This is a genomic window from Kitasatospora sp. NPDC088351 (assembly GCF_040685575.1).
In the GTDB taxonomy this organism is placed as follows: domain Bacteria; phylum Actinomycetota; class Actinomycetes; order Streptomycetales; family Streptomycetaceae; genus Kitasatospora.
In genome coordinates, this window is record NZ_JBFBIL010000080.1 from 1 (window position 1) to 20,198 (window position 20,198).

The window sequence follows — 20,198 nt, forward strand, 5'->3', positions numbered from 1 at the left end:
CAACCTCGCCAAGCGCATAACGGACGAGACCACACCAACCTGGCGAGGGACTTACTAGGGTATAAAGGGCAATCCGTTCACATCAAACGCCCTCTCAGAGCGTGGCAGTTGGGGCAGAGGGCGATCATGTTGGCGGGGTGGTCTTCTCCGCCGTCGGCCAATCCGATGATGTGGTCGACTTCCACGATCGGATCCCCGTCGTCGGTCATCGCCCGAAACCCCGGACTGAGGCACGCCGGGTTCTCGCAGCAGCGCTCGGACCGGGCGACGACCAGCGCACGCGCGACGGGCGAGCGGACCGGGCGCAGTACAACGGCAGCGCGGCGACGCCGGGAACGCCCAGCCTGGGCGTATTCCAACGTGGCGGTCTTCTCCCGGTAGTCGCCAGCCCCCAGCAGGACGGCAGCGGGCCCGTACCAAGCCGTCGGTGGCGCTTCCGGGGACGAAGGCAGCCGCGCTGGCACCGCAGGCGCGGGATCGCGAGGTATCGCAGGCGCGGCGGGCCGTGATCCTGGCCTTGGTGCGTGGGCGTGCTCGAGGGTTCCCGAAGCGATCGGACCGAGGAGGTGACGCTGGATGCCCTCAACCGTACGGACGGCCCAGTCGACGGCGTCGTCATTCATTGCCTCCGAGCCGTCAGAAAGCTTGCTGATGGCGGGGACAGGACAGTCGGCCCACGTGCTGAACTTCCGCTCTGGCTTCCACGACAGCGGGGTACCAATGAGCGCAGCCACCGATTGCGCGTCCTCGCGCAGTGTCGACATCACTTCCAGCTGTGACGCTGTCGGCCTGCTGTCGGCAGTCAGGTAAGCCCATACCACCGGCTTTCTGGTGTTGCCGTCATAGGCGTTCACGGACATGGCGAAGCCATCGGGCGTTTTGACACTGACGGACTGGGGGCTCACGACGGCGCCACCGTCCAGGCGGGCGGCTACGGTTGCCAAGAACTCCCGCCGCATGGCGATTCGTTCGACCTCAGCCAGGTGGATCGAGGCCCGGCCCCTGGGAAGGGGAACAGCGAGCGGCGCGGGTGCCTGCTGCTCGCGGGGAAAATACGCACACATGGCACCCACCTGCTCGGACAATAGATCGATGCCCGAGCAGGCGGGCAGCCGTCGGCGTACCACAGGCGGCGCACCCTGGTCCGCGTGCGGAGCTGCTGAACCCGCCCGCCATCGTCGCCGCGTTCTCTCTCTACGGCTGACCCGCGCTCGCACGGGGAGGACGACCAGCGGCCGCTGCAGCAGGCGGTGTCGTACGGCTGACCCCCGCTCGCACGGGGAGGACACGACCACCGAGAGGAGCCCGCTCTCCTCGTCCGGCTGACCCCCGCTCGCACGGGGAGGACGTTTCTAGGGGTGCGGGCCTTCAACGTTGTCGGGGCTGACCCCCGCTCGTACGGGGAGGACACGCCGAGTTCGTCCGAGCCGAACTCCAGGCACGGCTGACCCCCGCTCGCACGGGGAGGACTGGGCGAGCACGACGATCGGGAGCTGCAGTTCCGGCTGACCCCCGCTCGCGCAGGGAGGACGGACGCGCAGGCTGTCGGCGACCTGCCGGTGGAGAGCGGCCGACCCCCGCGGGTGCGGGAAGGACCGGCTGGCCTTCTGGTAAGCCGTGTAGGAGACCGGCTGACCCCCGCGGGTGCGGGGAGGACGTGGCACGTACCTCGTTCAACCAGGTGATCACCGGCTGACCCCCGCGGGTGCGGGAAGGACTCCGGCGGGTAGAGCGCCAGCTCCTGGACGGTCGGCTGACCCCCGCGGGTGCGGGAAGGACTCCACCAACCTGACGGCCAAGCAGCGCGGCGGCGGCTGACCCCCGCGGGTGCGGGGAGGACGTCCGGCCGAAGGTCTACGACGTGCTGATCCCCGGCTGACCCCCGCGGGTGCGGGGAGGACGTCCCGGACGCCTGGGCGGCCAACCACATCAACGGCTGACCCCCGCAGGTGCGGGGAGGAGGCTGACCCCCGCTCGCGCGGGGAGGACCGGCTGCCCTGCTGCCCCGGATCCGCCAGTGACGGCTGACCCCCGCTCGCGCGGGGAGGACCGCCGGAGGGAGCGTCAGTACCGGTCACAGATCGGCTGACCCCCGCGCTCGCGGGGAGGCCCCCCATTGCCGCCTGCGGAGATGCCGACATCCGGCTGACCCCCGCTCGCGCGGGGAGGACTCGGCGAGGTCGCCGCCCCTCTCCCCGGCGAGCGGCTGACCCCCGCTCGCGCGGGGAGGACCCGTAGCGGGGGCCGCCGACAAAAGGAACAGGCGGCTGACCCCCGCTCGCGCGGGGGAGGACCCCACGACATCCGGGGGGACCACGAAGTTGATCGGCTGACCCCCGCTCGCGCGGGGAGGACCCGGACGAGCCGGCCGACGACGACCTGCCGGACGGCTGACCCCCGCTCGCGCGGGGAGGACTTCCTCGTCATGGTCTTCTCCTGGTTGAGGTTCGGCTGACCCCCGCTCGCGCGGGGAGGACGGTGGCGGCAAGTCGGTAATCCTCCGTGGAATCGGCTGACCCCCGCTCGCGCGGGGAGGACCTCCGAGGCCTCGAACGGTCGGGCTTCCAGGTCGGCTGACCCCCGCTCGCGCGGGGAGGACCCTTCCTGACCTGCGACGGAAGATCGGCTTTGCCATTTCTTGACCAGACCGCAGAGCCCACAGCCGGCACTCGGAGTCGTGGTGGTCTGTTGAGGTGTCAAGGAGCAGCTGCCATGGTGGCAGACGCCACCGTCGCTGGGCCCGATGTCTCTGCGAGTGGCGGGGGAGAGGACCGACTGCGGGCTCGGCGATTGAGCCGCCCACTAGCTTCGGCCGAACCCCGCGTCTGCGGGGAGGAGTACCGGAGTGTGGACCTGGTGCGGATCCCCCGTCGGCTGTCCCGCCGTGGTGGAGCGGGCGATGTTCCCTGTCTCTACGACAATGAGACCGGCGGGTCACCGCGGGTTACCCGGGACGTGGCGTACGGCCCGGAGTTCCGGCTACCTCGGTTCCCGCCTCTATTGACCCTGGGTTGTTCTGGGGGAGTGGCTGACGGTGTTCGTTGGGGCCGCGTACGCTGGTCGTCTGGCAAGCACTGGAGGGATGATGTCCGCGCAGCCGCACGACTACCCGTTGGGGCCGATTGATCGGCCCCGTACGGTCGGTGCCATCCGCCAGGCCCTGCCCGCCGAGCTGCGGCCGGCCTTCCAGCTGGCCCTGGACACGGCTGATCCGGCGGACCTGTTCTCCCTCGTCGGGCAGTGGGCGGCGGTCGCGCAGACCGCGAACGACACCGCTGCGGCCGAAGCCGCCGAGGCGGTGCGCGCCGGTGAAACCGCGGTGCACGATCTGGCCGACGTCTTCCCGGCGCTGGCGGCCTGGTGAGCCGGCCGCGCCGCTACCGGGTGGTCCTGACCGACGCGGCCCGTGAGCAGCTGCGCGCGCTCGACGGTGCTGAGAGGCTGGCGGGGATTCCCTCCAGTGCGCTGGACCGGGAGGCTCTGCACGCTCTGCTGGCCGGGACCTCGGTTGGGGATCTGCTCGTCGGGCTGGACGATTTGGCGGCCGATCCCTATGGCGGGCCGAGTCTCGCTCGCACGTATGCCGTTGAGGACGACCGTGTGGCGCTGCTGGGCGTCCTCGCCGTCACCTACATGGTGAGCCCGGACACGGAGCCGCCGGTGATTACGGTGACCGGTCTGAGAATGCCGAAGGGGCACTGACCCGCCGCTGCCCGTCGGGCGGCCACAGGCGTGTAGAACCGATGTCCCGGGCGGGAACCACGGTCACCTCCGCGGGTGCGGGGAGGACCTGCTGGACCGGCTCGGGCCCGGCGTGCCGGTCGGCTGACCCCCGCAGGTGCGGGGAGGACGCGATCAGGGCGGGGTGGGTGGGGCGTTCTCCCGGCTGACCCCCGCAGGTGCGGGGAGGACGCGATCAGGGCGGGGTGGGTGGGGCGTTCTCCCGGCTGACCCCCGCAGGTGCGGGGAGGACCTGAAGAAGCCACCGCCCGTGGTGCTGGTGGGGGGCTGACCCCCGCAGGTGCGGGGAGGACCACCACTCCCGGACCTGGTCCGGGTCGGAGAACGGCTGACCCCCGCAGGTGCGGGGAGGACGGCTGAAGGCCCTGTTCGACACGATGGGGCTGCGGCTGACCCCCGCAGGTGCGGGGAGGACCGCTGCGGGTACCCTTCAACACGTCACCACCCCGGCTGACCCCCGCAGGTGCGGGAAGGACGGGAGGAGATCCTGCGCCAGCACTACAACCGGCGGCTGACCCCCGCAGGTGCGGGGAGGACGTCGGAGTTCGGTCCCTCCGGGGTCGCCGCAGCGGCTGACCCCCGCAGGTGCGGGGAGGACCCTTTCTGACCTGCGACGAAAGAAGGCCTTTGCCATTTCTTGACCAGTGCTGGTTGCCGGTGCTGGCGGTCACGGCTGTCGGTGGGGGTGTGTGGGGCTGTTGAGGTGTCAAGGACCGCTTGTAATCCTGCCACGTGAAGTCCGACGGCCACCGGTCTGCTGACGTGCTCCGGGGGCTGGGAGGTGAGCGGTCCTTTCTTGAGTGTGGGGGTCGGCGGGGTGCCGGTAGTGGGCCGCGCTCCCGCATCCACTGGTGCAGCGTCTGCTTCATGAACAGGTGATCGGCGCTGTCCTCACCTGTGGCCGCCCGCGTGCAGGTGTGATGCGGATGGTGGGCAAAGTGGCAGACCTTCTCACGGTAGAGACGGTCGGTCAGCCGCTCGCCACAACCACCAAGCAGCGTGCCGCACCAGTATGTGTACCCAGGATGCCTCTGCGGCGGCATGCGGACTCTCCGACAACGAGAAGCGGCGCGACGTGGGAAGCACCGATGGTGCCATGACCCTCGACACGAGCTGACCGGAAACCAAGCAAACTATCGAGAAGCGCGAACCGGAAACGGCGTTCGCCAGACTCTGCACCGTCCTCGACACCGAAAGCGGCCTGCGGCTGACCCCCGCGGGTGCGGGGAGGACGGGGTGATGGCCGGGCCCGGCTTCAATGGCCGACCGGCTGACCCTATGGCTGACCCCCGCTCGCGCGGGGAGGACCCCCGAGTGGGCCGCCGGACCGGCTGACCCCCGCCTGCGCAGGGAGGACGAGGGCTACAACCGGATCCTGATGAACCCGCCCGGCTGACCCCCGCTCGCACGGGGAGGACGCGGCCATCGCGCCGACCGTCTTGTTCAGCGACGGCTGACCCCCGCGGGTGCGGGGAGGACCGCGGCCTGGCCCTCGCCGTCGCAATCCTCACCGGCTGACCCCCGCGGGTGCGGGGAGGACCGCTGACGGCACGGAGAAGGGCCCGCACCAGCCGGCTGACCCCCGCGGGTGCGGGGAGGACGTGAACGTATCTCCCCACAGGGGAGATAGCGCCGGCTGACCCCCGCGGGTGCGGGGAGGACCGGTTCCATTTGACGTTTCCGCAGGTCAGAGACGGCTGACCCCCGCGGGTGCGGGGAGGACCCTTTTTGACCTGCGACGGAAGAAGGCCTTTGCCATTTCTTGACCAGTGCTGCTTGCCGGTACTGGCGGTCACAGCTGTTGGCCGGGGAGGGCGTGTGGGGCTGTTGAGGTGTCAAGGACCGCTCGTCATCCTGCCACGTGAAGTCCGACGGCCACCGGTTTGCTGACGTGCTCCGGGGGCTGGGAGGTGAGCGGTCCTTTCTTGAGTGTGGGGGTCGGCGGGGTGCCGGTAGTGGGCCGTGTGCCTGCGTGGTTCTCGGGGCGGGGTCGCGTTGTCAGTGGCGGGTGATAGTCCTCCGTGCGTGGCTGATACGGAAACTGACGGACAATCTGATGCTGTCGTGCCGGACTCCCGGCTGTGGGGGAAGAATGCCGGGCTGCCTGCGGACTACCCGGTCGTCTGCCACCTTCTCGATACCGCGGCTACCGCCGGGGCGCTGTGGGATGTGCTTCTGAGTGAGCGTGTGCGGCAGCGGCTGGCGAAGGCCATCGGGGTCGACTCTGAGGAGGCCCGCAGGATGGTGGCGTTCTGGGCGGGGCTTCACGACATCGGGAAGATCACCCCCGGGTTCCAGGCCCTGGTCCCGGAGGCCTTCCGCCGGCTGGCGTCCGACCCGGGGTACGCGGAGGAGCGCGGCGCCGGCAGGAGCGGGGAGTGCCTGGCACACGAGACGGCGACGCACTGGGGCCTGGTGGAGTTCCTCGAGCAGTGCGGCTACCCGCCGGTGGGCCGGCTGGTGAAGAAGTCGGCGAGCCACCAGATCGCGCAGCTCCTCGGCGGCCACCACGGCTGCTTCGGCAAGGCCCTGGAAGTCAGGAAGCTCGCCCGCCCGAACGCCTACCAGCCCGGTCTGGGCACAGCGGCCAGCTGGCGGGAGCAGCGGTTGGCGCATGCGGGGGCGGTGCGTCGGGTGACGGGGGTTGTTGGGGTGCCGGGCGGGGTGTTGCCGGGGTGGGCGGTGGTGGTGGTGTCGGGGCTGGTGGTGGTGGCGGACTGGCTGGCCAGTCAGGCGGACGTGATTGTGGGGCGGATTCCGCCGGAGGGCTGGGTGGCTGGTGGGGTGGCGTTGGAGGAGCATTTTCGGGTGGCGGTGGCTGCTGCGCCGGGGTGGGTGCGGGGAGCGGGTCTGGGTCGTGCGGTGTTTCCGGAGAAGGGGTTCGCCGAGCAGTTTCCGTTCCGGCCGAATCTGCTGCAGGCGGATGTCGCGCAGCATCTTCCGGCTTTGGTGTCGGGTCCGGGGCTGTTGTTGGTGACGGCTCCGACGGGTGATGGGAAGACGGAGGCGGCGCTTCACGGGGCGTCGGTTCTGGCGCGTGTGTCGGGTGCGTCGGGGGTGTTTTTCGCGTTGCCGACGATGGCGACGGCGGATGCGATGTTCGGGCGGGTGCGTGGCTTTGCGGAGGGAAACGTCGAGGGCGATCGTGCGTTGACGTTGTTGCACGGTATGGCGTGGCTGAGTCCGCAGTACGCGGCGCGGGAGGTGGTGGCGGACGGGTCGGCGGTGCTGGCGGACACGGAGGCCGGGCGGTGGTTGCGTACGGGGCGGCGTGGCATGTTGGCGCCGCTTGCGAACGGGACTGTTGATCAGGCGCTGACCGGTGTGCTGCCGGTGCGTTATGGGTTTCTGCGGTTGTTCGGTTTGTCGGACAAGGTGTTGGTGGTCGACGAGGCGCATGCGTACGGGCCGTGGATGCACAGTCTGCTGGTGCGTTTGCTGGAGTGGTTGGGGGCGTTTGGTGCGCCGGTGGTGCTGTTGTCGGCGACGCTGACGGGCAGGGCGGCGTCGTCGTTGGTGAACGCCTACCGGCGTGGTGCCGGCTTCCCGGAGCCTGCCGTGGTGGAGCCGCGGTATCCGGGCTGGTTGTTCGTGGGCGCGGACCGTGGTGAGGTGTCGGAGCCTCGGATGGTCGGCAGCAGCCGGGAGCGGACGCTGCGGGTCGAGACCCGGCGGGTTCGGTGGGATGTTCGGGACGATCCCGGGCAGGCTCCGCAGGCGAAGGGCAGGCGGGCGGCTCTTCGTGAGCTCCTCGCGCCGGTCACCGGTGGGGGCGGTTGTGTCCTGGTCTGCTGCACGACGGTGGAGGAGGCGCAGCGTACGTTCCGGGATCTGCGGGTGGCTCTGCCCGGACTTGCCGTTCGTCCGGGCGGTCTGCGGTTGCTGCACTCGCGGTTCCCGGCGCATGAGCGGCAGCGGATCACCGCGGAGTGTGAGGCGGCTTACGGCAAGCCGGTGGACGAGCTGGCGGCGGGTGTGGTGCGGGGAGCGTCGGTGCTGGTGGCGACGCAGATTGTCGAGCAGTCGCTCGATCTCGATTTCGATCTGGTCGTCTCGGACCTTGCCCCGTTGGCGCAGTTGTTGCAGCGGGCCGGGCGCGGCAAGCGCCACGAGCGTGGCGGGCGGCCGGTGTGGAGCGGTGTGGTATCGGAGCCGCGCCTGGTGGTGCTGGAGCCGTTGGACGACGACGGCGGGGTGGGCGCGCCGCGGTCCTGGGGGACGGTGTACGACGCGTCGTTGTTGCGGCGGACGAGTCTTCTGCTGGGTGAGCCGGGGAACCGGGTGGTTGCGGTGCCGGGGGATGTGCAGCGGCTGGTGGACGCCGTGTACGCGGATGACTTCGGCGAGGGGTTGGAGAAGGCCGCGCGGCGGGAGCTGGAGCGGATGGACGCGGAGCGGCTGGCGTCGGCCGCGGCCGAGGGGCAGCTGGCGGAGGTGACGACGGTGTGTGCGCCGTTCGATGTCCGGGGTGACCTGTCGGTGCTCAGTGAGCGCGGCCTGGGTGTGACCGAGGAGTTGTTGACGACGCGGCTGGGGGCGGACAGCGGGCGTGCGGTGTGCGTGTACGTCAGGGACGGTGCGGAGCCCACGCTCGACGCCGAAGGGAAGGTTGCGCTGCCGGGGCGTGCGGGGGGCCGGGTGATGAGCCGCGACGATGTCGCACTGGTCGTGCAGCACACCGTGCCGCTGCCCGGGCGGTGGCTGGCCGGGCGGGGCGGGGAGAACGCTGTGCCGGGGCCGTGGCTGGAGCGGCCGGTGCTGGCGGACCTGGTGCTGCTGTGGATGCGGCGGGACGAGCGGGGCCGGTGGACATGCCGGCTGGGGGAGCGGAACCTTGAGATCTCGGAGGTGGGAATTTCCGAGAACTAGCCTCTCAAACCCCGCACTTGTGTCTAGGTTGGCTGTGCCGCTTCCGAAGCGGGCCGGCCGGCCTGTCCCGGAAACGGCGCTACCCCCGCCTGCGCGGGGAGCCGGTGCCGCTGCGGCCGGTTCCCAAACACCGCACGGCTCACCCCCGCTCGCCGCGGGGACCGGGCAGAGCCTACCCACGCCGTCCTTTCCCTGTACCGCCTCGACGGAGGCCGCATGCCATCCGCACCACCCGCATTCCCCGCACAGCCGGTGCCGTCACCGACACCGGCCACGTTCCCCTCACGGCCGATATACGACCTGTTCGACGAGCCGTGGATCCCCGTCCTCTGGCGGGCGGGCACAGCCGGCGGCCGGGGCGTGGAGCGCCCCGGTACCGTGGGGCTGCACCAGCTCCTGCTGTGTGCCCATGAGATTGAGCAGGTCGCCGTCGCGGTTCCGCCGGCGCTGTCGGCGCTGTACCGCGTCCTGTACGCGGTCACGGCCCGCCTGGCGGGCCTTGACGAGGCCGGGCCCCGTGACGGAGCCGGTCCGCAGGGCGACTGGTCCGAGCGCCGCGTCGGCCTCGCGGACCGGGGCTTTTTCGATCCCGCCGAGGTCGAGGCCTTCGTGGCCGACAACCGGCACCGGTTCGACCTGTTCCACCCCGTCCGGCCGTTCCTCCAGGACCCTCGGCTGGCCGGGCAGTGCGACCCGCAGAACACCGCCGGGGTGGACAAGCTCATCACCACCCGCCCGTCGGGCAACAACCACGCCTGGTTCCGGCACGTCGACGCCGCCGCGCCGAACCTGCCGAGCCCGGCCGAGGCCGTCCTGCACCTGCTGGTCTGGCACTACTACGGCCCCTCCGGGCGCTGCTCCAGCCGTACCGCCGGCGACGTGAAGGCCGCCAACAGCAGTGCCGGGCCGCTGCGTAGTTCCCTGTCCTACCATCCCGAGGGCGAGTCGCTCTTCGAGACGCTGCTGGCCGGGCTGCCCGAGCCCGGTGCGCGGGTGAGCCGGGCAACGGACCTGTGTCCGTGGGAGTGGGTGGAGCTGCCGGATCCAGCCGGGGTGCCGCCCGTCCTGAAAGGGCGGTGCTCGGAGCTGACCGCCCGGTCCCAGCACGCGCTGCTGCTGGTTCCCGATGCCACGGGCGGCCGAGTGAAGGACGCGTTCATCACCTGGGCCTACCGGGACAAGATCTCCCGTGAGGGTGACCCGTACCTGATCTGGCAGACCAGCAAGGAGGGTAACGCCTACCCGCGTCCGGCGGACTCGCAGCGGGCGCTGTGGCGGGACCTGGACGCGCTGCTGCTCAAGGACCCGGCGGGCTCCGCCGAGCCGCGCAGGCCGGCGGTGTTCTTCACCGCGGCGGAGGTGTCGGAGTACCTGCGGGTGCGGGCTCTCGGGTTCGAGCAGGACGGTCAGGCGAAGGACGTCCAGTTCGTCGACGCCACGACCCCGCCGGTCCTCGAACTGGCCGAGGAGAACGAGCCGGAGCTCGCCGTGCAGGTCGGCCGGCTGCGGATGCTGGGGGAGCGGTACGGCAACCGCCTCGACCGGGCGGTCAAAAAGGCGTGGGCCGTGTTCACCGAGGCCCCGAAGATCCGGGACTGCACCTGGGCCGTCGACGCGGCGGCCCGTTACTGGCCCGCCGCCGAGGCGGAGTTCTGGCGGCGCCTGAACGCGCGGGACTTCGACGGGGCCGCCGCCGCGTTCCGGCTGATCGCGGAACGGGCCTACGACACCGTCACGCACGGCGCCCTGGGCACCCTGCGCGGGGCCAAGGCCTGCAGCGGCGCCCGCGTCGAGCTGTACGGCGGCCCCGTCAAAGCCACTCCGAAGACCGCCGTCCCCGGCCGATCCACCAACACGGAGAACACGTGACCGACACCATGACGATCCCCGCCCCCGACCGACCCCCCGCCCAGGAGAACCCGAAACCGGCGACCAGCAGCGTCCCCGCCCTCGGCCGGGCCCGCGCCTTCACCGCCTGGATCGACCGCCGCAGCCACGACGACCCGGGCGTGCGCGCGGCGCTGCGGCGCGGCGCCGGCAAGGGACTCGACGAGGTGTCGTTCATGCACCGCTTCGTCGCCTCCTGGCTCACCGAGGAGCAGCTGCGCGACCGGGACGTCCAGCGCGCCCACTACACGGTGGCGGTCCTGATCGCCGCGCAGCGCCGCAGCCAGTACGCGGCCACGGCCGCCGAGCCGCGGCCGCGGCCGGAGCCGGTGCCCGGTGCGGCCGCCGGCGACGTTCCTCCTGCCGCCGTCACGCCGCGGTACGGCAGGAACCTGGGGCGGTCGTTCGCCGACGGCGTCGCCAAGGCAGGCCCCGGCAACGGCAACGGGCTGCGGGAGGCGTCCGCCGAGACCCGGCTCAACATGCTGACCCGCCAGAGCGTCGACGGGCTGCACCGCCACCTGCCGGGTGCCGTCCGTCAACTGCGCGACCGGGACGTGGACGTCGACTGGGCTCAGCTGCTGGTGGACCTGTGCCGGTGGAAGCGCCACTCCGGCGAGATCAAACGCCGCTGGCTCCAGGACTACTACCGCGCCCTCCAGGCCGACGGCGAACGCCGTGCCCGCGAGGCGGACCTCCAGCGCGACGAGGATGCCGACGCCGCCACGGCGGACGCCTCGGAGTCCTGACCCGACGACGGCTCCTGCTCCACCACGCCCGTTCCAGGCTTCCCCATTTCCACGCCGACTCCCCGCCCACCGTCCAGGAGAAGAACAGTGCCCTCCCGTACCGACGCCCCCGCCCGCTTCCTCGACCTGCACGTCGTCCAGGCCGTCCCGTTCGCCAACCTCAACCGTGACGACAACAACTCCGTGAAGACCGTCCGCTACGGCGACACCGACCGCACCCGGGTCAGCAGCCAGTCCTGGAAGCGCGCCATCCGCGAGTACTTCCAGCACGGCTTCGGCGAGCAGGCCCTGCGCACCCGCCGTATCGGCGCCCGCGTCACCCGCCTGCTGGAGGACGAGCGCGGCTGGCCCGCCGACCTCGCCCAGCGGGCCGGCCAGCACGTCGCCGCCGGCAGCAGCATCAAGTTCGAGACCGCCAAGGACTCGCCCGTCATCACCACCAACGCCATGGTGTACGTCCCCGAGAGTGCCGTCGACGAGCTCGCCGACCTCGCCGCCGAACACCGCGACGCCCTGGCGGCCGCCAAGGACATCAAGAAGAGCACCGACAAGAGCATCCTGCCCAAGGACAAGATCGACGGGATCCTGCGCTCACGCAACGGCGTCATCAACCTCTTCGGCCGCATGCTCGCCGAGGTCGACGACGCCGGCGTCGACGGCGCCGTCCAGGTCGCCCACGCCCTCACCACCCACGGCACCGACATCGAGCTCGACTACTTCTCCGCCGTCGACGACGTCACCTCCGCCTGGGGCGACACCACCGGCAGCGCCCACATGGGCCACGCCGAGTTCAGCGCCGGCGTCTTCTACCGCTACGCCACCATCGACCTCGCCGACCTCGCCCGCAACCTCGGCGACGACCACGCCGGCGCCCGCGAGCTCGCCGCAGGCTTCGCCGAGGCATTCGTACTCTCCCTGCCCCGCGCCAAGAAGACCGCCACCGCCCCCCACACCATCCCCGACCTCGCCCACATCGCCGTACGCAGCGACCGGCCCCTGTCCTATGCCGCCGCGTTCGAACAGCCCGTCCGCTCCCACACCGACGGCGGCTACGCCATCCCCTCCCGTGCCGCCCTCGCCCGCTACGCCCAGGCCGCGGGCAAGCTGCTCGGCGGGCGCGGCACCGTGTTCGCCGGCTGGGCCAGCCTGGAGGACAAGGACCTCGAGGGCCTCGGCGGCCGCATCGACTCCTTCCCCTCGCTCATCGACACCGCCCTCGACGCCGCCTACCCGAAGGCCGGCGCGTGAACCCGGCACCCACGCCCGCACCCGGTGACCGCGGACTGCTGCTGCGCCTGGCCGGGCCGCTCCAGTCCTGGGGTGAGCGAAGCCAGTTCAACGAGCGCGACACCGCGCCGTTCCCGACCCGCTCGGGCGTCATCGGCCTGCTCGCCTCCGCCCTGGGCCGGCCGCGCGGCGCGGACATCAGCGACCTGGCCACCCTCTCCCTGACCGTCCGCGCGGACCGGCCCGGCGTACTGCTGCGCGACCTGCACACGGTCGGCGGCGGCCTGCCGACCGGCGGGACCGTCACCACCGCCGACGGCAAGAAGCGCTCCGGGGGCACAGCCACCCTGCTCTCCCACCGCTACTACCTCGCCGACGCCGCGTTCACCGCGGCCCTCACCGGCGACCCGGCGCTGCTGACCGAGTGCGCCCGTGCCCTGAACGAGCCGCACTGGCCGCCCTTCCTCGGCCGCCGCTCCTGCCCACCCGAAGGACCGCTGCTCCTCGGCCTGGTCGACGAAGCCCCCCACCACCTAGTCCACCTCCCGCTCGCCCGCCGACGGCCGGGAGCCGACCGCAGCGTCGACATCGTCTTCCACAGCGACCGCCCGCTGACCACCCTCGGCCGGGCCGCCGAAGACGGCGACGGCGACGACGGCGCGCACCCGGCCGGCCAGGTGACCGACGAGCCCTCGACCTTCCACCCCCGCCACCGCGCCTACCGCGCCCGGCCCCGCTACCAGCGGACCCTCGCCCTGCCCGCCGAACAGTGCACGGGACTCGGTGTCGACCACCTGACCGCTCTCGGCGGCTACCTCGACCAGCACACCGCCCGCTCCGAAAGCACCCACGCATGAGCCTGTGGCTGACCCGCATCCTCCCCGACCAGCGCAGCCGAGACGCCCGCCGCGACGGCACCAGCGCCGTCGACCTGCACCACCGCCTGATGTCGCTGTTCCCCGACAACATCCCCGCCCCGGCACCCCGGCGCGAACTCGGCGTCCTCTTCCGCAGCGACACCGCCGGCAGCGGCCACCAGATCCTGCTGCAGAGCGCCCTCCCGCCCGACCTCACCCGCCTGCCCGCCGGCTACGGCAGCGCCGCGACCAAATCCCTCACCCCGTTGCTCGACGCCCTGCGCCCGGGCCTGGCCGTGCGCTACCGCATCGCCGCCAACCCCATCCGCAAACCCGGCCGCACCACCCGCGACCTCTACGGGCTCAGCGCCGTCGTCCCCCTGCGCGGAGCCGCCGCCGACGACTGGTGGACCCGCCAGGCCGACGCCGCCGGCCTGCACGTGAACACCCTCCACTCCACCCCGCTCGACGCCGCCTGCGGCGCCCGCCGCAGCGACCAGCGCCCCATCAAACACGACCGAGTCCTGTTCGAGGGCACCGCCCTCATCGCCGACACGGAACGCTTGCGAACCCGCCTCACCGCAGGGATCGGCAAGGGCAAGGCCTATGGCTGCGGCCTGCTCAGCATCGCCCCCCACCAGGGGAACCAATGACACCCCGACGACCCGACCCAGGCGGCGCCCGACGAAAACTGGCCGCGCCCACCGTCGCCATGCTCCCGCGCATCGCCGACTCGCTGTCCTTCCTCTACCTCGACATCGTCCGCATCGTCCAGGACGACACCGGAGTCTGCGCCGAGGTCACCACCCCGCAGCGCGGCACCGAAACCGTCTACCTGCCCACAGCGGCCCTCAGCTGCGTCCTCCTCGGACCCGGCACATCGATCACCGCACGAGCCCTCAGCACCCTGGCCCGCCACGGCACCACCGTCCTCGCCACCGGCTCCGGCGGCGTCCGCTGCTACGCCGCCACCGTCCCCGAATCCCTCAGCACCACCTGGCTCGAACCCCAGGCCCGCGCCTGGGTAGACGACACCACGCGCCTCGCCATCGCCACCGCCATGTACGAACAGCGCTTCGGACACGGCAGCGCCCCACCCGAAAGCGGCCTCGCGAAACTCCGCGGCCTGGAAGGCCAACGAATCAAGGCCCACTACCGCCTACTCGCCCAACAGCACCGCATCGGCCGGTTCCGCCGCAACTACGACCCCGACTCCTGGGACACCCAGGACCCGGTCAACCTCGCCCTGTCCTCCGCCAACACCTGCCTCTACGGCATCGTCCACGCAGCAGTCCTCTCCCTCGGCTGCTCCCCGGCTCTGGGCTTCGTCCACAGCGGCAACCAGCAGGCGTTCGTCTACGACATCGCCGACCTCTACAAAGCCGAACTCACCATCCCGCTCGCGTTCTCGCTCCACTCCTCACCCCAGCCCGAAGCCGACGCCCGCCGAGGCTTCCGTGACGGACTGCGCCTGTTCCGCCTCCTGCCGCGGATCGTCACCGACATCCAGCGCCTGCTCGCCCCGGAGCAGGACATCACGGCACCCGAACCGGAGGAACAACTGGTGGACCTCTGGGACCCGATCAGTGGCGCGTTGCCGGGCGGCGTGAACTACGCGGACGGTGAAGGGCTGTGACACCGGTGTCGTACGCCTGGACCAGGAAAGGGCGAGCCCAGTGGCCTCAATGATCGTCATCTCCGTCACCGCCGTCCCGGACCACGTCCGCGGAGCACTCACCCGCTGGCTCCTGGAGGTCACCCCGTACCTCTACGTCGGCACGGCGTCGGCCAAGGTACGAGACGAACTGTGGCACTCCGTCAGCAACTGCATCGGCGAGGGCGTTGCCGTCCTGGCCCACCCAGCAGCGAACGAACAGGGATTCGAACTTCGGACCGCCGGCCAGCAGAGACGGCAGGCGGTCGACTTCGACGGCCTCACGCTGATCGCCACCACAGTCTTGAACCATGGTCAAGAAATGGAAAAGCCCTAGAAGAAGACCAGCTCGCGAAGGGTCCTCCCCGCGCAGGCGGGGGTCAGCGCCGGCTACGCTGCCGGGTCCGGCTCGGGGATCGGTCCTCCCCGCGCAGGCGGGGGTCAGCGGACGTACCCGGAGGGCGTGTCGCCCTCACCGTCGTCCTCCCCGCGCAGGCGGGGGTCAGCCGTCCGCGCTGAGGGCGGCGGACGAGAAGTTGCGGTCCTCCCCGCGCAGGCGGGGGTCAGCCGCCTCGGACGGCGCGCGGGGCGGAGCGGACTTCGTCCTCCCCGCGCAGGCGGGGGTCAGTCAACCTGCGGCCCGCCACCACGGCAGCCGACATCACCGAGGAGACCCAGGTGACCGTCCAGCCCGACCACCAGAACCCGGCCAGCTCGTGATGATCGGCGCCGCGACGGCCGAGGGCGTTCGGCAGACCGAAGAGCGGCGAGGCGAAGGCGGCGTGCTCGTGCTCGAAGGTGTCGACGGCGTCAGCCGCGAGCGGGTGTGTGGGGTCGCGCAGCGCATCGGCCAGCGCCTGCTCGTCGACGATCCCGCCCCGGGCGGTGTTGAGCAGGATCGACCCTGGGCGCATGAGCGCCAGCTCCGCCCGACCGATCAGCCCTCGGGTCTGCACGGTGAGCGGCAGGTGCAGGGAGACCACGTCACTGGTCGCCAGTAGTGCGGTGAGGGAGTGGGCCCGGGGCACCGAGGCCTCGGCGGGGCGCCGCGAGAGGGCCTGGACTTCCATGCCCAGGGCGGTCGCCCGCTCGGCCAGTGCCCGGCCGATCCGGCCCATCCCAACGATGCCCAGGGTTAGCTCCGACAGCTCTACCGTCGGTGCGGTCGGTGCCCGCCAGTGGCCCCGGTGCGGCCTCGTTGTGCGCCGGGAGATCTCGGGTCAGGGCGAGCAGTTGGGCGAGGGTGAACTCGGCGACCGCGTTCGCGTTGGAACCCGGGGTATGGGTGACAGCGACCCCGTGCCGGGCGGCCGCTGCCAACTCAACGTGATCGGTGCCCACCCCGGCCCGGCCGACCACGCGGAGCCGGTTGGCCAGCATGGCGTTGGTCGCCGCCGCGAGGAACGCGGCGCGCAGCGGCACACCGGCACGGGACTTGACCGCGTGATAGCCGAGTCCATCCCGGACGGTCTCGGAGAGCAGCGCGGACTCGTCGAAGGCGTCGAAGTCGGTGAAGTCCACCCGGCCAGCCCAGGCAGCCCGCGCCCTGGCGTGATCGGCCACCCGCCGGAGGTTCAGCGTGACGGCCCGCCCGTGGCCGAGCAGACGCTCCAGCTCCCGACCAAGCAACTCGCCAGGAGCCGCGTCCAGCAGCAGGATTCGGGCCCGCTCCATGTGGTTCCTCCCTCCCCTGCACGGACCCTACTGCGGTCCAGGGGCTGGTCGCCGAGAGACCCCGCGCCCAGTTCGATCCCGCACCTACTGGCGGACGCTCTTAGTCACCAGGAAATTACTCTTTCCATTTGACGCACACAGGCCGCTGCCCGCCCGAAAGGAGGAACTCCTTGACCGCTTCGCATACGAGGTCGATAGATACCTCGGTTTGGTCGGGAAAGCTTCTCCAGTGCCCCGCAAGGTAATACTCGGGGGCGTTTCTGGAATTTTCAGGACCTGCGGTGACATAGTTCTCAGTGCGGTCCATGAACGACATCAGCCCGACATTGAGTTCCTTGTCGACGCCCACCACGAGCTCATGGTCAGGCCATCCGAACGCCACCCGTTCCCGGCTCAGGTGGATGATCTGGGCCAGGTTCTCGTTTTTCGGTCCAAAGAGGAGTTCGTTGATCAGAGAGTCTACGTCCTCAACCATCTCTAGATGGCGAGGGCTGTCCATATGCTCTCGCCTGTATCTAACTTCAGCGCGCATAGCCATGTTCTGTCGGTTCAACCCTTCGATATCGCCGTTCCATAACGCAAGGGGATATCCAATCCGTTTCCATCTGCCCTCGGGAAGTATACGGTAAGTCCCTTGTCGGGGCCGAGGAGAAAGTTGAGGAGCTGGTCGCATCCCAGCGGTTCGCGGCATGGTCCGCCTGGCATGTTGATCACGAGTTGGGCTTCATAGATTCCCTCCTCTCACATTCTGGCGACGAACTTCTGTTGTCTCTGCGAGCGGCGGGGGAGAGGACCGACTGCGGGCTCGCCGATTGAGCCGCCCACTAGCTTCGGCCGAACCCCGCGTCTGCGGGGAGGAGCACCGGAGCCTGAACCTGGTCCGGATCCCCGTCGGCTGCTCCGGCCATACGGGGACGAGCTCTTCCCCGGGCGCGACTCGCGGGATGGCTTGCGATCCATTCGCCGGCCGACCACGCCGCGCTGCGACCCGGCGCCACCGGGGAACAGATCGCGGACCTGGAGCGGGGCCTCGGCTTCCGTCTCCACCCGCGGGTACGTGCACTTCTCTCCCGACACAACGGCGTGACCGACCCCCGCCCCGAATACGGGCCCGACTTCTTCCCGGCGGGCTCCTTCCTCCCCCTCGGACACCGCCTGCTCGACACCGACCGCATCCTCACCAGGCACCGATCGTTCGCCAAGATCTTCAAGAACGACGAGTGCGACCCGACCGACCGGGACGAACAACCTCTCTACGCCCACGCCCACCTGTGGGTGCCCCTGGCCCTGCCCAACGACGGCGGCGTGCTGTTCATGGACCACTGCCCCGGGCCGACGTACGGACGGATCTACGAGATGGGCGTCGGCTCGGGCGACATCGACGGCAGCCTGTGGGCCACCGACCTGACAAACCTCGTCACGTCCGTGGCCGCCAGCCTCGAAACAGGACAACCCTTCCGCTACTTCGCACCCAAGACGCTCCACCACGCCTCCGGCCGACACCGCATCCACTGGCGTGTGCTGACCTGACCCGACCCCGCCACCGCCCCGGCCAAGAGGCCGCTGCCGGACCTGGAACAGCCAGCACATCCTTCCCGGCGGCACCGTGGTCCGCACAACCTGGCACCAGCCGACCCACACGATCTCGTGGAACTCCGCGGCCGCAAACACCATCGCCGCACTGCGCCTCGTAGGACGCCAACCGCCCTGGAGCCCGCCCTCCACCTCGCCCAGGCCTTCCTCTACCGCCCCGGCGAGGACCCGCGATGCCTCAGGCGCGGCCCTCGGCCTCGAACGCCGGTGCCCAGGCCTGCGAGAAGTGAGCCGCCGCGGTCAGGAACCGCTGCCGCCGCTCGTCCGCCTCCTCCGCCAGAACCTTCCGCGCGTAGTCCGGCAGGCTCATCCCCGCGGCCTCCGCCCTCGACTCCTCCCCGATCGGCGACCTCGCCGCCGTCACCGAGGTCATCGCCACCTACCGCCACCGCCTCGCCCTGTGCACCAGCTCCGAGGCCATGGCCTTCCTCGCCGCGCCCATCGGCGGCCAGCACTGGACCCCGGCCGCCGAGGCCTTCGCCCGGCTCCGCGCGGCTGGCGGCGACCGGTGACCGGTGACCGACCACCAGCCCGAGCAGCCGACCCCGCTGCACGCCTTCCTCTCCGACGCCGCCGACCCGGCCGCCCGCAACGGCTCGGAAGACAGCGAGCAACTGGTCCCGACCGGACAGCCGGCCGGGCCGGCCGGGCTTGAACGGCCCGGGCGCCCGTAGAAGGGGCTCGCGCCCGGGCCGGACCGCCATGGGCGCAGTGGGGCGGGACGACAACTCCGCCTGCCTCCGGCCTTCAAGCGAAAGGGACAGGGTCGGTGGTCCGCCTCTCCCGGAGGCGGGCCACCGGCCCTGAGTTCACCGCACGAATCAGCGGTAGATCCGTGCCGACCGTTTCGGATCCCGGACCACGTTCGCTACGAAGAGACCGAGACCGAAGCCCTCGGCTTCGGCAAACGGCGTCAGGTCGTCCTTCAGGCCGTACAACTCCGACGGAGCCGGGTAACGCAGCTCGATGTTCCGGCTGACGGTCAGGACACAATCGGTTCCGACGACGCGGTGTTGAACGTTAACGGAGTCATCGAGCCGGACCACTTCCTCTCCCACCCGAAGTCCGAGCCCGTCTGCCTCCCGGTAGAAGCCTCACAGGCTTTAGCGTCCGAGGCTGGTGGCCAGAAATTTAGAGCTGGCTCAATTTACCTAGGAAGGCTGGCCCATGTTAACCAACTCTCACCTGTCGGTTTCATTCGGGCCGTGGAGCCCCGTCGAAGAAGGTTTCCCAGTTCGGCTCTGAGTAATTCTCGTCCACTTCTTCTTCGAATGGCGGCCGGTCGTGCCGTTGGCCATTGATTTCCCCGGTCACCCAGTTGATGCCTTCTGGGCGTTCGCCGGTACCGAGTCGGCAGTATTCCTCGATTGCGGCGCGAATCCGGGATAGCGGTACGGCGCTGGCGGGGTCGTGACACCAGCCGTAGTAAGTGTCTGACACGAGCTGGGAGTCGATCTCGGGCGGGCTGGGGTTGTCGGAGATCCACGTATAGTCGTAGATCCCGCCTTTTCGAGGGGCCTGCCCGTCGACGGACCACATGAGGGCGCCGTACCCGCTCAGTTCGTTGACGGAAACGCGAAGATAGGTACTGGGAAACCTTCCCTGCGGTTCGGTGTAGCAGAACGACGCCATGCCGCCCGAGACGTATTCCCCGTCCACGATTTCCTTCACGCTAATGACGTGCAGGGCCTCCGAGATCAGGCGGTCGGCTTCCTTCTGGCTGGAGGGATATTTCTCTTCCCTGTCGAACTGAATGTGAAGAATCACTTCTGGCGCACCCCCTTGAGCTCCTTCTTTCCCAATTCGCCTGTCTTTTTGTCGCACCAGCGGACCGTCAGCATCTGGTCATCATAGAGGATGTCCGGTACGGCATCCGCACAGGACCAATCCGGGCCACACAGTCCGAGCTCGTTGTTGATCACAAATTCTGCGTACTTCATATCCCGC

The 20,198-nt window shown here is 70.4% G+C and carries 19 protein-coding genes, 3 pseudogenes and 4 CRISPR repeat arrays; of the genes and pseudogenes, 12 read left to right on the forward strand and 10 right to left on the reverse strand.

All coding sequences use genetic code 11. The features are described from left to right. Positions 1–77: 77 nt before the first annotated feature. Positions 78–1,085 carry an HNH endonuclease signature motif containing protein gene (locus AB0P06_RS33630; RefSeq protein WP_363614193.1) on the reverse strand — a complete coding sequence of 336 codons (1,008 nt, stop codon included), beginning with the start codon at positions 1,083–1,085 and terminating at the stop codon, positions 78–80. Between the two features lie 112 nt (positions 1,086–1,197). Beyond that, a CRISPR array of direct repeats spans positions 1,198–2,599; the repeat unit is 29 nt; unit sequence CGGCTGACCCCCGCTCGCGCGGGGAGGAC. Positions 2,600–3,085: 486 nt separating this feature from the next. Here AB0P06_RS33630 and AB0P06_RS33635 point away from each other — a divergent pair. Together AB0P06_RS33635 and AB0P06_RS33640 are read left to right on the forward strand one after the other, a co-directional pair. Continuing rightward, positions 3,086–3,364, forward strand: a complete 279-nt coding sequence (locus AB0P06_RS33635) for a hypothetical protein (RefSeq protein ID WP_363614195.1) — start codon at positions 3,086–3,088, stop codon at positions 3,362–3,364. Then, positions 3,361–3,702, forward strand: a complete 342-nt coding sequence (locus tag AB0P06_RS33640; RefSeq protein ID WP_363614197.1) for a hypothetical protein — start codon at positions 3,361–3,363, stop codon at positions 3,700–3,702. The genes AB0P06_RS33635 and AB0P06_RS33640 overlap by 4 nt, the downstream gene beginning before the upstream one ends. Before the next feature lie 59 nt (positions 3,703–3,761). Further along, positions 3,762–4,339: direct repeats of the CRISPR family, unit length 29 nt; unit sequence CGGCTGACCCCCGCAGGTGCGGGGAGGAC. 253 nt (positions 4,340–4,592) lie between these two features. Here AB0P06_RS33640 and AB0P06_RS33645 read toward each other — a convergent pair. Next, a pseudogene (locus AB0P06_RS33645) lies at positions 4,593–4,757 on the reverse strand (competence protein CoiA family protein); the annotation flags it as partial. Between the two features lie 188 nt (positions 4,758–4,945). Then, positions 4,946–5,465: direct repeats of the CRISPR family, unit length 29 nt; unit sequence CGGCTGACCCCCGCGGGTGCGGGGAGGAC. A 301-nt stretch (positions 5,466–5,766) separates the two neighbouring features. On the opposite strand from AB0P06_RS33645, the gene cas3 reads away from it, so the two are divergent. The 8 genes from cas3 to cas2e all read left to right on the forward strand — a co-directional run bounded on the left by cas3 (position 5,767) and on the right by cas2e (position 15,321). Continuing rightward, entirely contained in the window at positions 5,767–8,610 is a 2,844-nt protein-coding gene (gene cas3 / locus AB0P06_RS33650) for a CRISPR-associated helicase Cas3' (RefSeq protein ID WP_363614199.1), read from the forward strand. A 216-nt stretch (positions 8,611–8,826) separates the two neighbouring features. After that, a complete protein-coding gene (gene casA / locus AB0P06_RS33655; protein ID WP_363614201.1) occupies positions 8,827–10,479 on the forward strand; it encodes a type I-E CRISPR-associated protein Cse1/CasA in 1,653 nt (550 codons plus the stop codon). Beyond that, positions 10,476–11,246, forward strand: a complete 771-nt coding sequence (casB, locus tag AB0P06_RS33660) for a type I-E CRISPR-associated protein Cse2/CasB (protein WP_363614203.1) — start codon at positions 10,476–10,478, stop codon at positions 11,244–11,246. The genes casA and casB overlap by 4 nt, the downstream gene beginning before the upstream one ends. A gap of 87 nt (positions 11,247–11,333) precedes the next feature. Continuing rightward, positions 11,334–12,494 carry a type I-E CRISPR-associated protein Cas7/Cse4/CasC gene (gene cas7e / locus AB0P06_RS33665; RefSeq protein ID WP_363614205.1) on the forward strand — a complete coding sequence of 387 codons (1,161 nt, stop codon included), beginning with the start codon at positions 11,334–11,336 and terminating at the stop codon, positions 12,492–12,494. Then, positions 12,491–13,330 carry a type I-E CRISPR-associated protein Cas5/CasD gene (gene cas5e / locus AB0P06_RS33670; protein ID WP_363614207.1) on the forward strand — a complete coding sequence of 280 codons (840 nt, stop codon included), beginning with the start codon at positions 12,491–12,493 and terminating at the stop codon, positions 13,328–13,330. Before cas7e ends, cas5e begins: the two co-directional genes overlap by 4 nt. Further along, entirely contained in the window at positions 13,327–13,983 is a 657-nt protein-coding gene (gene cas6e / locus AB0P06_RS33675; protein ID WP_363614209.1) for a type I-E CRISPR-associated protein Cas6/Cse3/CasE, read from the forward strand. The genes cas5e and cas6e overlap by 4 nt, the downstream gene beginning before the upstream one ends. A 59-nt stretch (positions 13,984–14,042) precedes the next feature. After that, the gene (gene cas1e, locus AB0P06_RS33680; RefSeq protein ID WP_363614211.1) at positions 14,043–14,966 is read left to right on the forward strand and encodes a type I-E CRISPR-associated endonuclease Cas1e; all 924 of its coding nucleotides are present in this window, start codon (positions 14,043–14,045) and stop codon (positions 14,964–14,966) included. 40 nt (positions 14,967–15,006) lie between these two features. Continuing rightward, a complete protein-coding gene (cas2e, locus tag AB0P06_RS33685; protein ID WP_363614213.1) occupies positions 15,007–15,321 on the forward strand; it encodes a type I-E CRISPR-associated endoribonuclease Cas2e in 315 nt (104 codons plus the stop codon). A 21-nt stretch (positions 15,322–15,342) separates the two neighbouring features. Further along, positions 15,343–15,613: a CRISPR direct-repeat array (repeat unit 27 nt; unit sequence GTCCTCCCCGCGCAGGCGGGGGTCAGC). Between the two features lie 174 nt (positions 15,614–15,787). Here the strand turns inward: cas2e and AB0P06_RS33690 are convergent. The 4 genes and pseudogenes from AB0P06_RS33690 to AB0P06_RS33705 all read right to left on the reverse strand — a co-directional run. Continuing rightward, positions 15,788–16,198: pseudogene (locus tag AB0P06_RS33690) on the reverse strand (NAD(P)-dependent oxidoreductase); the annotation flags it as partial. A 70-nt stretch (positions 16,199–16,268) separates the two neighbouring features. Further along, positions 16,269–16,658 (reverse strand): annotated as a pseudogene (locus tag AB0P06_RS33695) (oxidoreductase); the annotation flags it as partial. A 115-nt stretch (positions 16,659–16,773) separates the two neighbouring features. Then, complete coding sequence (locus AB0P06_RS33700) at positions 16,774–17,196, reverse strand: Imm1 family immunity protein (protein ID WP_363614215.1); 423 nt, start codon at positions 17,194–17,196, stop codon at positions 16,774–16,776. An 11-nt stretch (positions 17,197–17,207) separates the two neighbouring features. Beyond that, on the reverse strand, positions 17,208–17,390 hold the full coding sequence (locus AB0P06_RS33705; protein WP_363614258.1) for a DddA-like double-stranded DNA deaminase toxin: 183 nt from the start codon (positions 17,388–17,390) through the stop codon (positions 17,208–17,210). Between the two features lie 249 nt (positions 17,391–17,639). Here AB0P06_RS33705 and AB0P06_RS33710 point away from each other — a divergent pair, with 249 nt between their 5' ends. Further along, positions 17,640–18,188 (forward strand): SMI1/KNR4 family protein, encoded by a 549-nt coding sequence (locus tag AB0P06_RS33710; protein WP_363614260.1) that lies wholly within the window; start codon positions 17,640–17,642, stop codon positions 18,186–18,188. Positions 18,189–18,429: 241 nt separating this feature from the next. Here the strand turns inward: AB0P06_RS33710 and AB0P06_RS33715 are convergent, their stop codons facing one another. Next, entirely contained in the window at positions 18,430–18,624 is a 195-nt protein-coding gene (locus AB0P06_RS33715; RefSeq protein WP_363614217.1) for a hypothetical protein, read from the reverse strand. Between the two features lie 142 nt (positions 18,625–18,766). Between AB0P06_RS33715 and AB0P06_RS33720 the strand changes: the two genes are divergently transcribed. Further along, positions 18,767–18,925 carry a hypothetical protein gene (locus AB0P06_RS33720; RefSeq protein ID WP_363614219.1) on the forward strand — a complete coding sequence of 53 codons (159 nt, stop codon included), beginning with the start codon at positions 18,767–18,769 and terminating at the stop codon, positions 18,923–18,925. Between the two features lie 147 nt (positions 18,926–19,072). Here AB0P06_RS33720 and AB0P06_RS33725 read toward each other — a convergent pair whose 3' ends face one another. The 3 genes from AB0P06_RS33725 to AB0P06_RS33735 all read right to left on the reverse strand — a co-directional run bounded on the left by AB0P06_RS33725 (position 19,073) and on the right by AB0P06_RS33735 (position 20,173). Continuing rightward, positions 19,073–19,297 (reverse strand): hypothetical protein, encoded by a 225-nt coding sequence (locus AB0P06_RS33725; protein WP_363614221.1) that lies wholly within the window; start codon positions 19,295–19,297, stop codon positions 19,073–19,075. A gap of 148 nt (positions 19,298–19,445) precedes the next feature. Next, positions 19,446–20,018, reverse strand: coding sequence for an Imm1 family immunity protein (locus AB0P06_RS33730; protein WP_363614223.1), 573 nt, complete (start codon positions 20,016–20,018; stop codon positions 19,446–19,448). Continuing rightward, complete coding sequence (locus AB0P06_RS33735; protein WP_363614225.1) at positions 20,015–20,173, reverse strand: hypothetical protein; 159 nt, start codon at positions 20,171–20,173, stop codon at positions 20,015–20,017. The genes AB0P06_RS33730 and AB0P06_RS33735 overlap by 4 nt, the downstream gene beginning before the upstream one ends. Between the last annotated feature and the right edge of the window lie 25 nt (positions 20,174–20,198).

What these genes read in the sequence shown, in the direction of transcription:
- AB0P06_RS33715 (WP_363614217.1), bottom strand. Translation starts at nt 18,624, where the DNA reads ATGACCTCGGTGACGGCGGCGAGGTCGCCGATCGGGGAGGAGTCGAGG.
- casA (WP_363614201.1), top strand. Translation starts at nt 8,827, where the DNA reads ATGCCATCCGCACCACCCGCATTCCCCGCACAGCCGGTGCCGTCACCG.
- cas6e (WP_363614209.1), top strand. Translation starts at nt 13,327, where the DNA reads ATGAGCCTGTGGCTGACCCGCATCCTCCCCGACCAGCGCAGCCGAGAC.
- AB0P06_RS33635 (WP_363614195.1), top strand. Translation starts at nt 3,086, where the DNA reads ATGTCCGCGCAGCCGCACGACTACCCGTTGGGGCCGATTGATCGGCCC.
- cas1e (WP_363614211.1), top strand. Translation starts at nt 14,043, where the DNA reads ATGCTCCCGCGCATCGCCGACTCGCTGTCCTTCCTCTACCTCGACATC.
- AB0P06_RS33700 (WP_363614215.1), bottom strand. Translation starts at nt 17,196, where the DNA reads ATGGCTATGCGCGCTGAAGTTAGATACAGGCGAGAGCATATGGACAGC.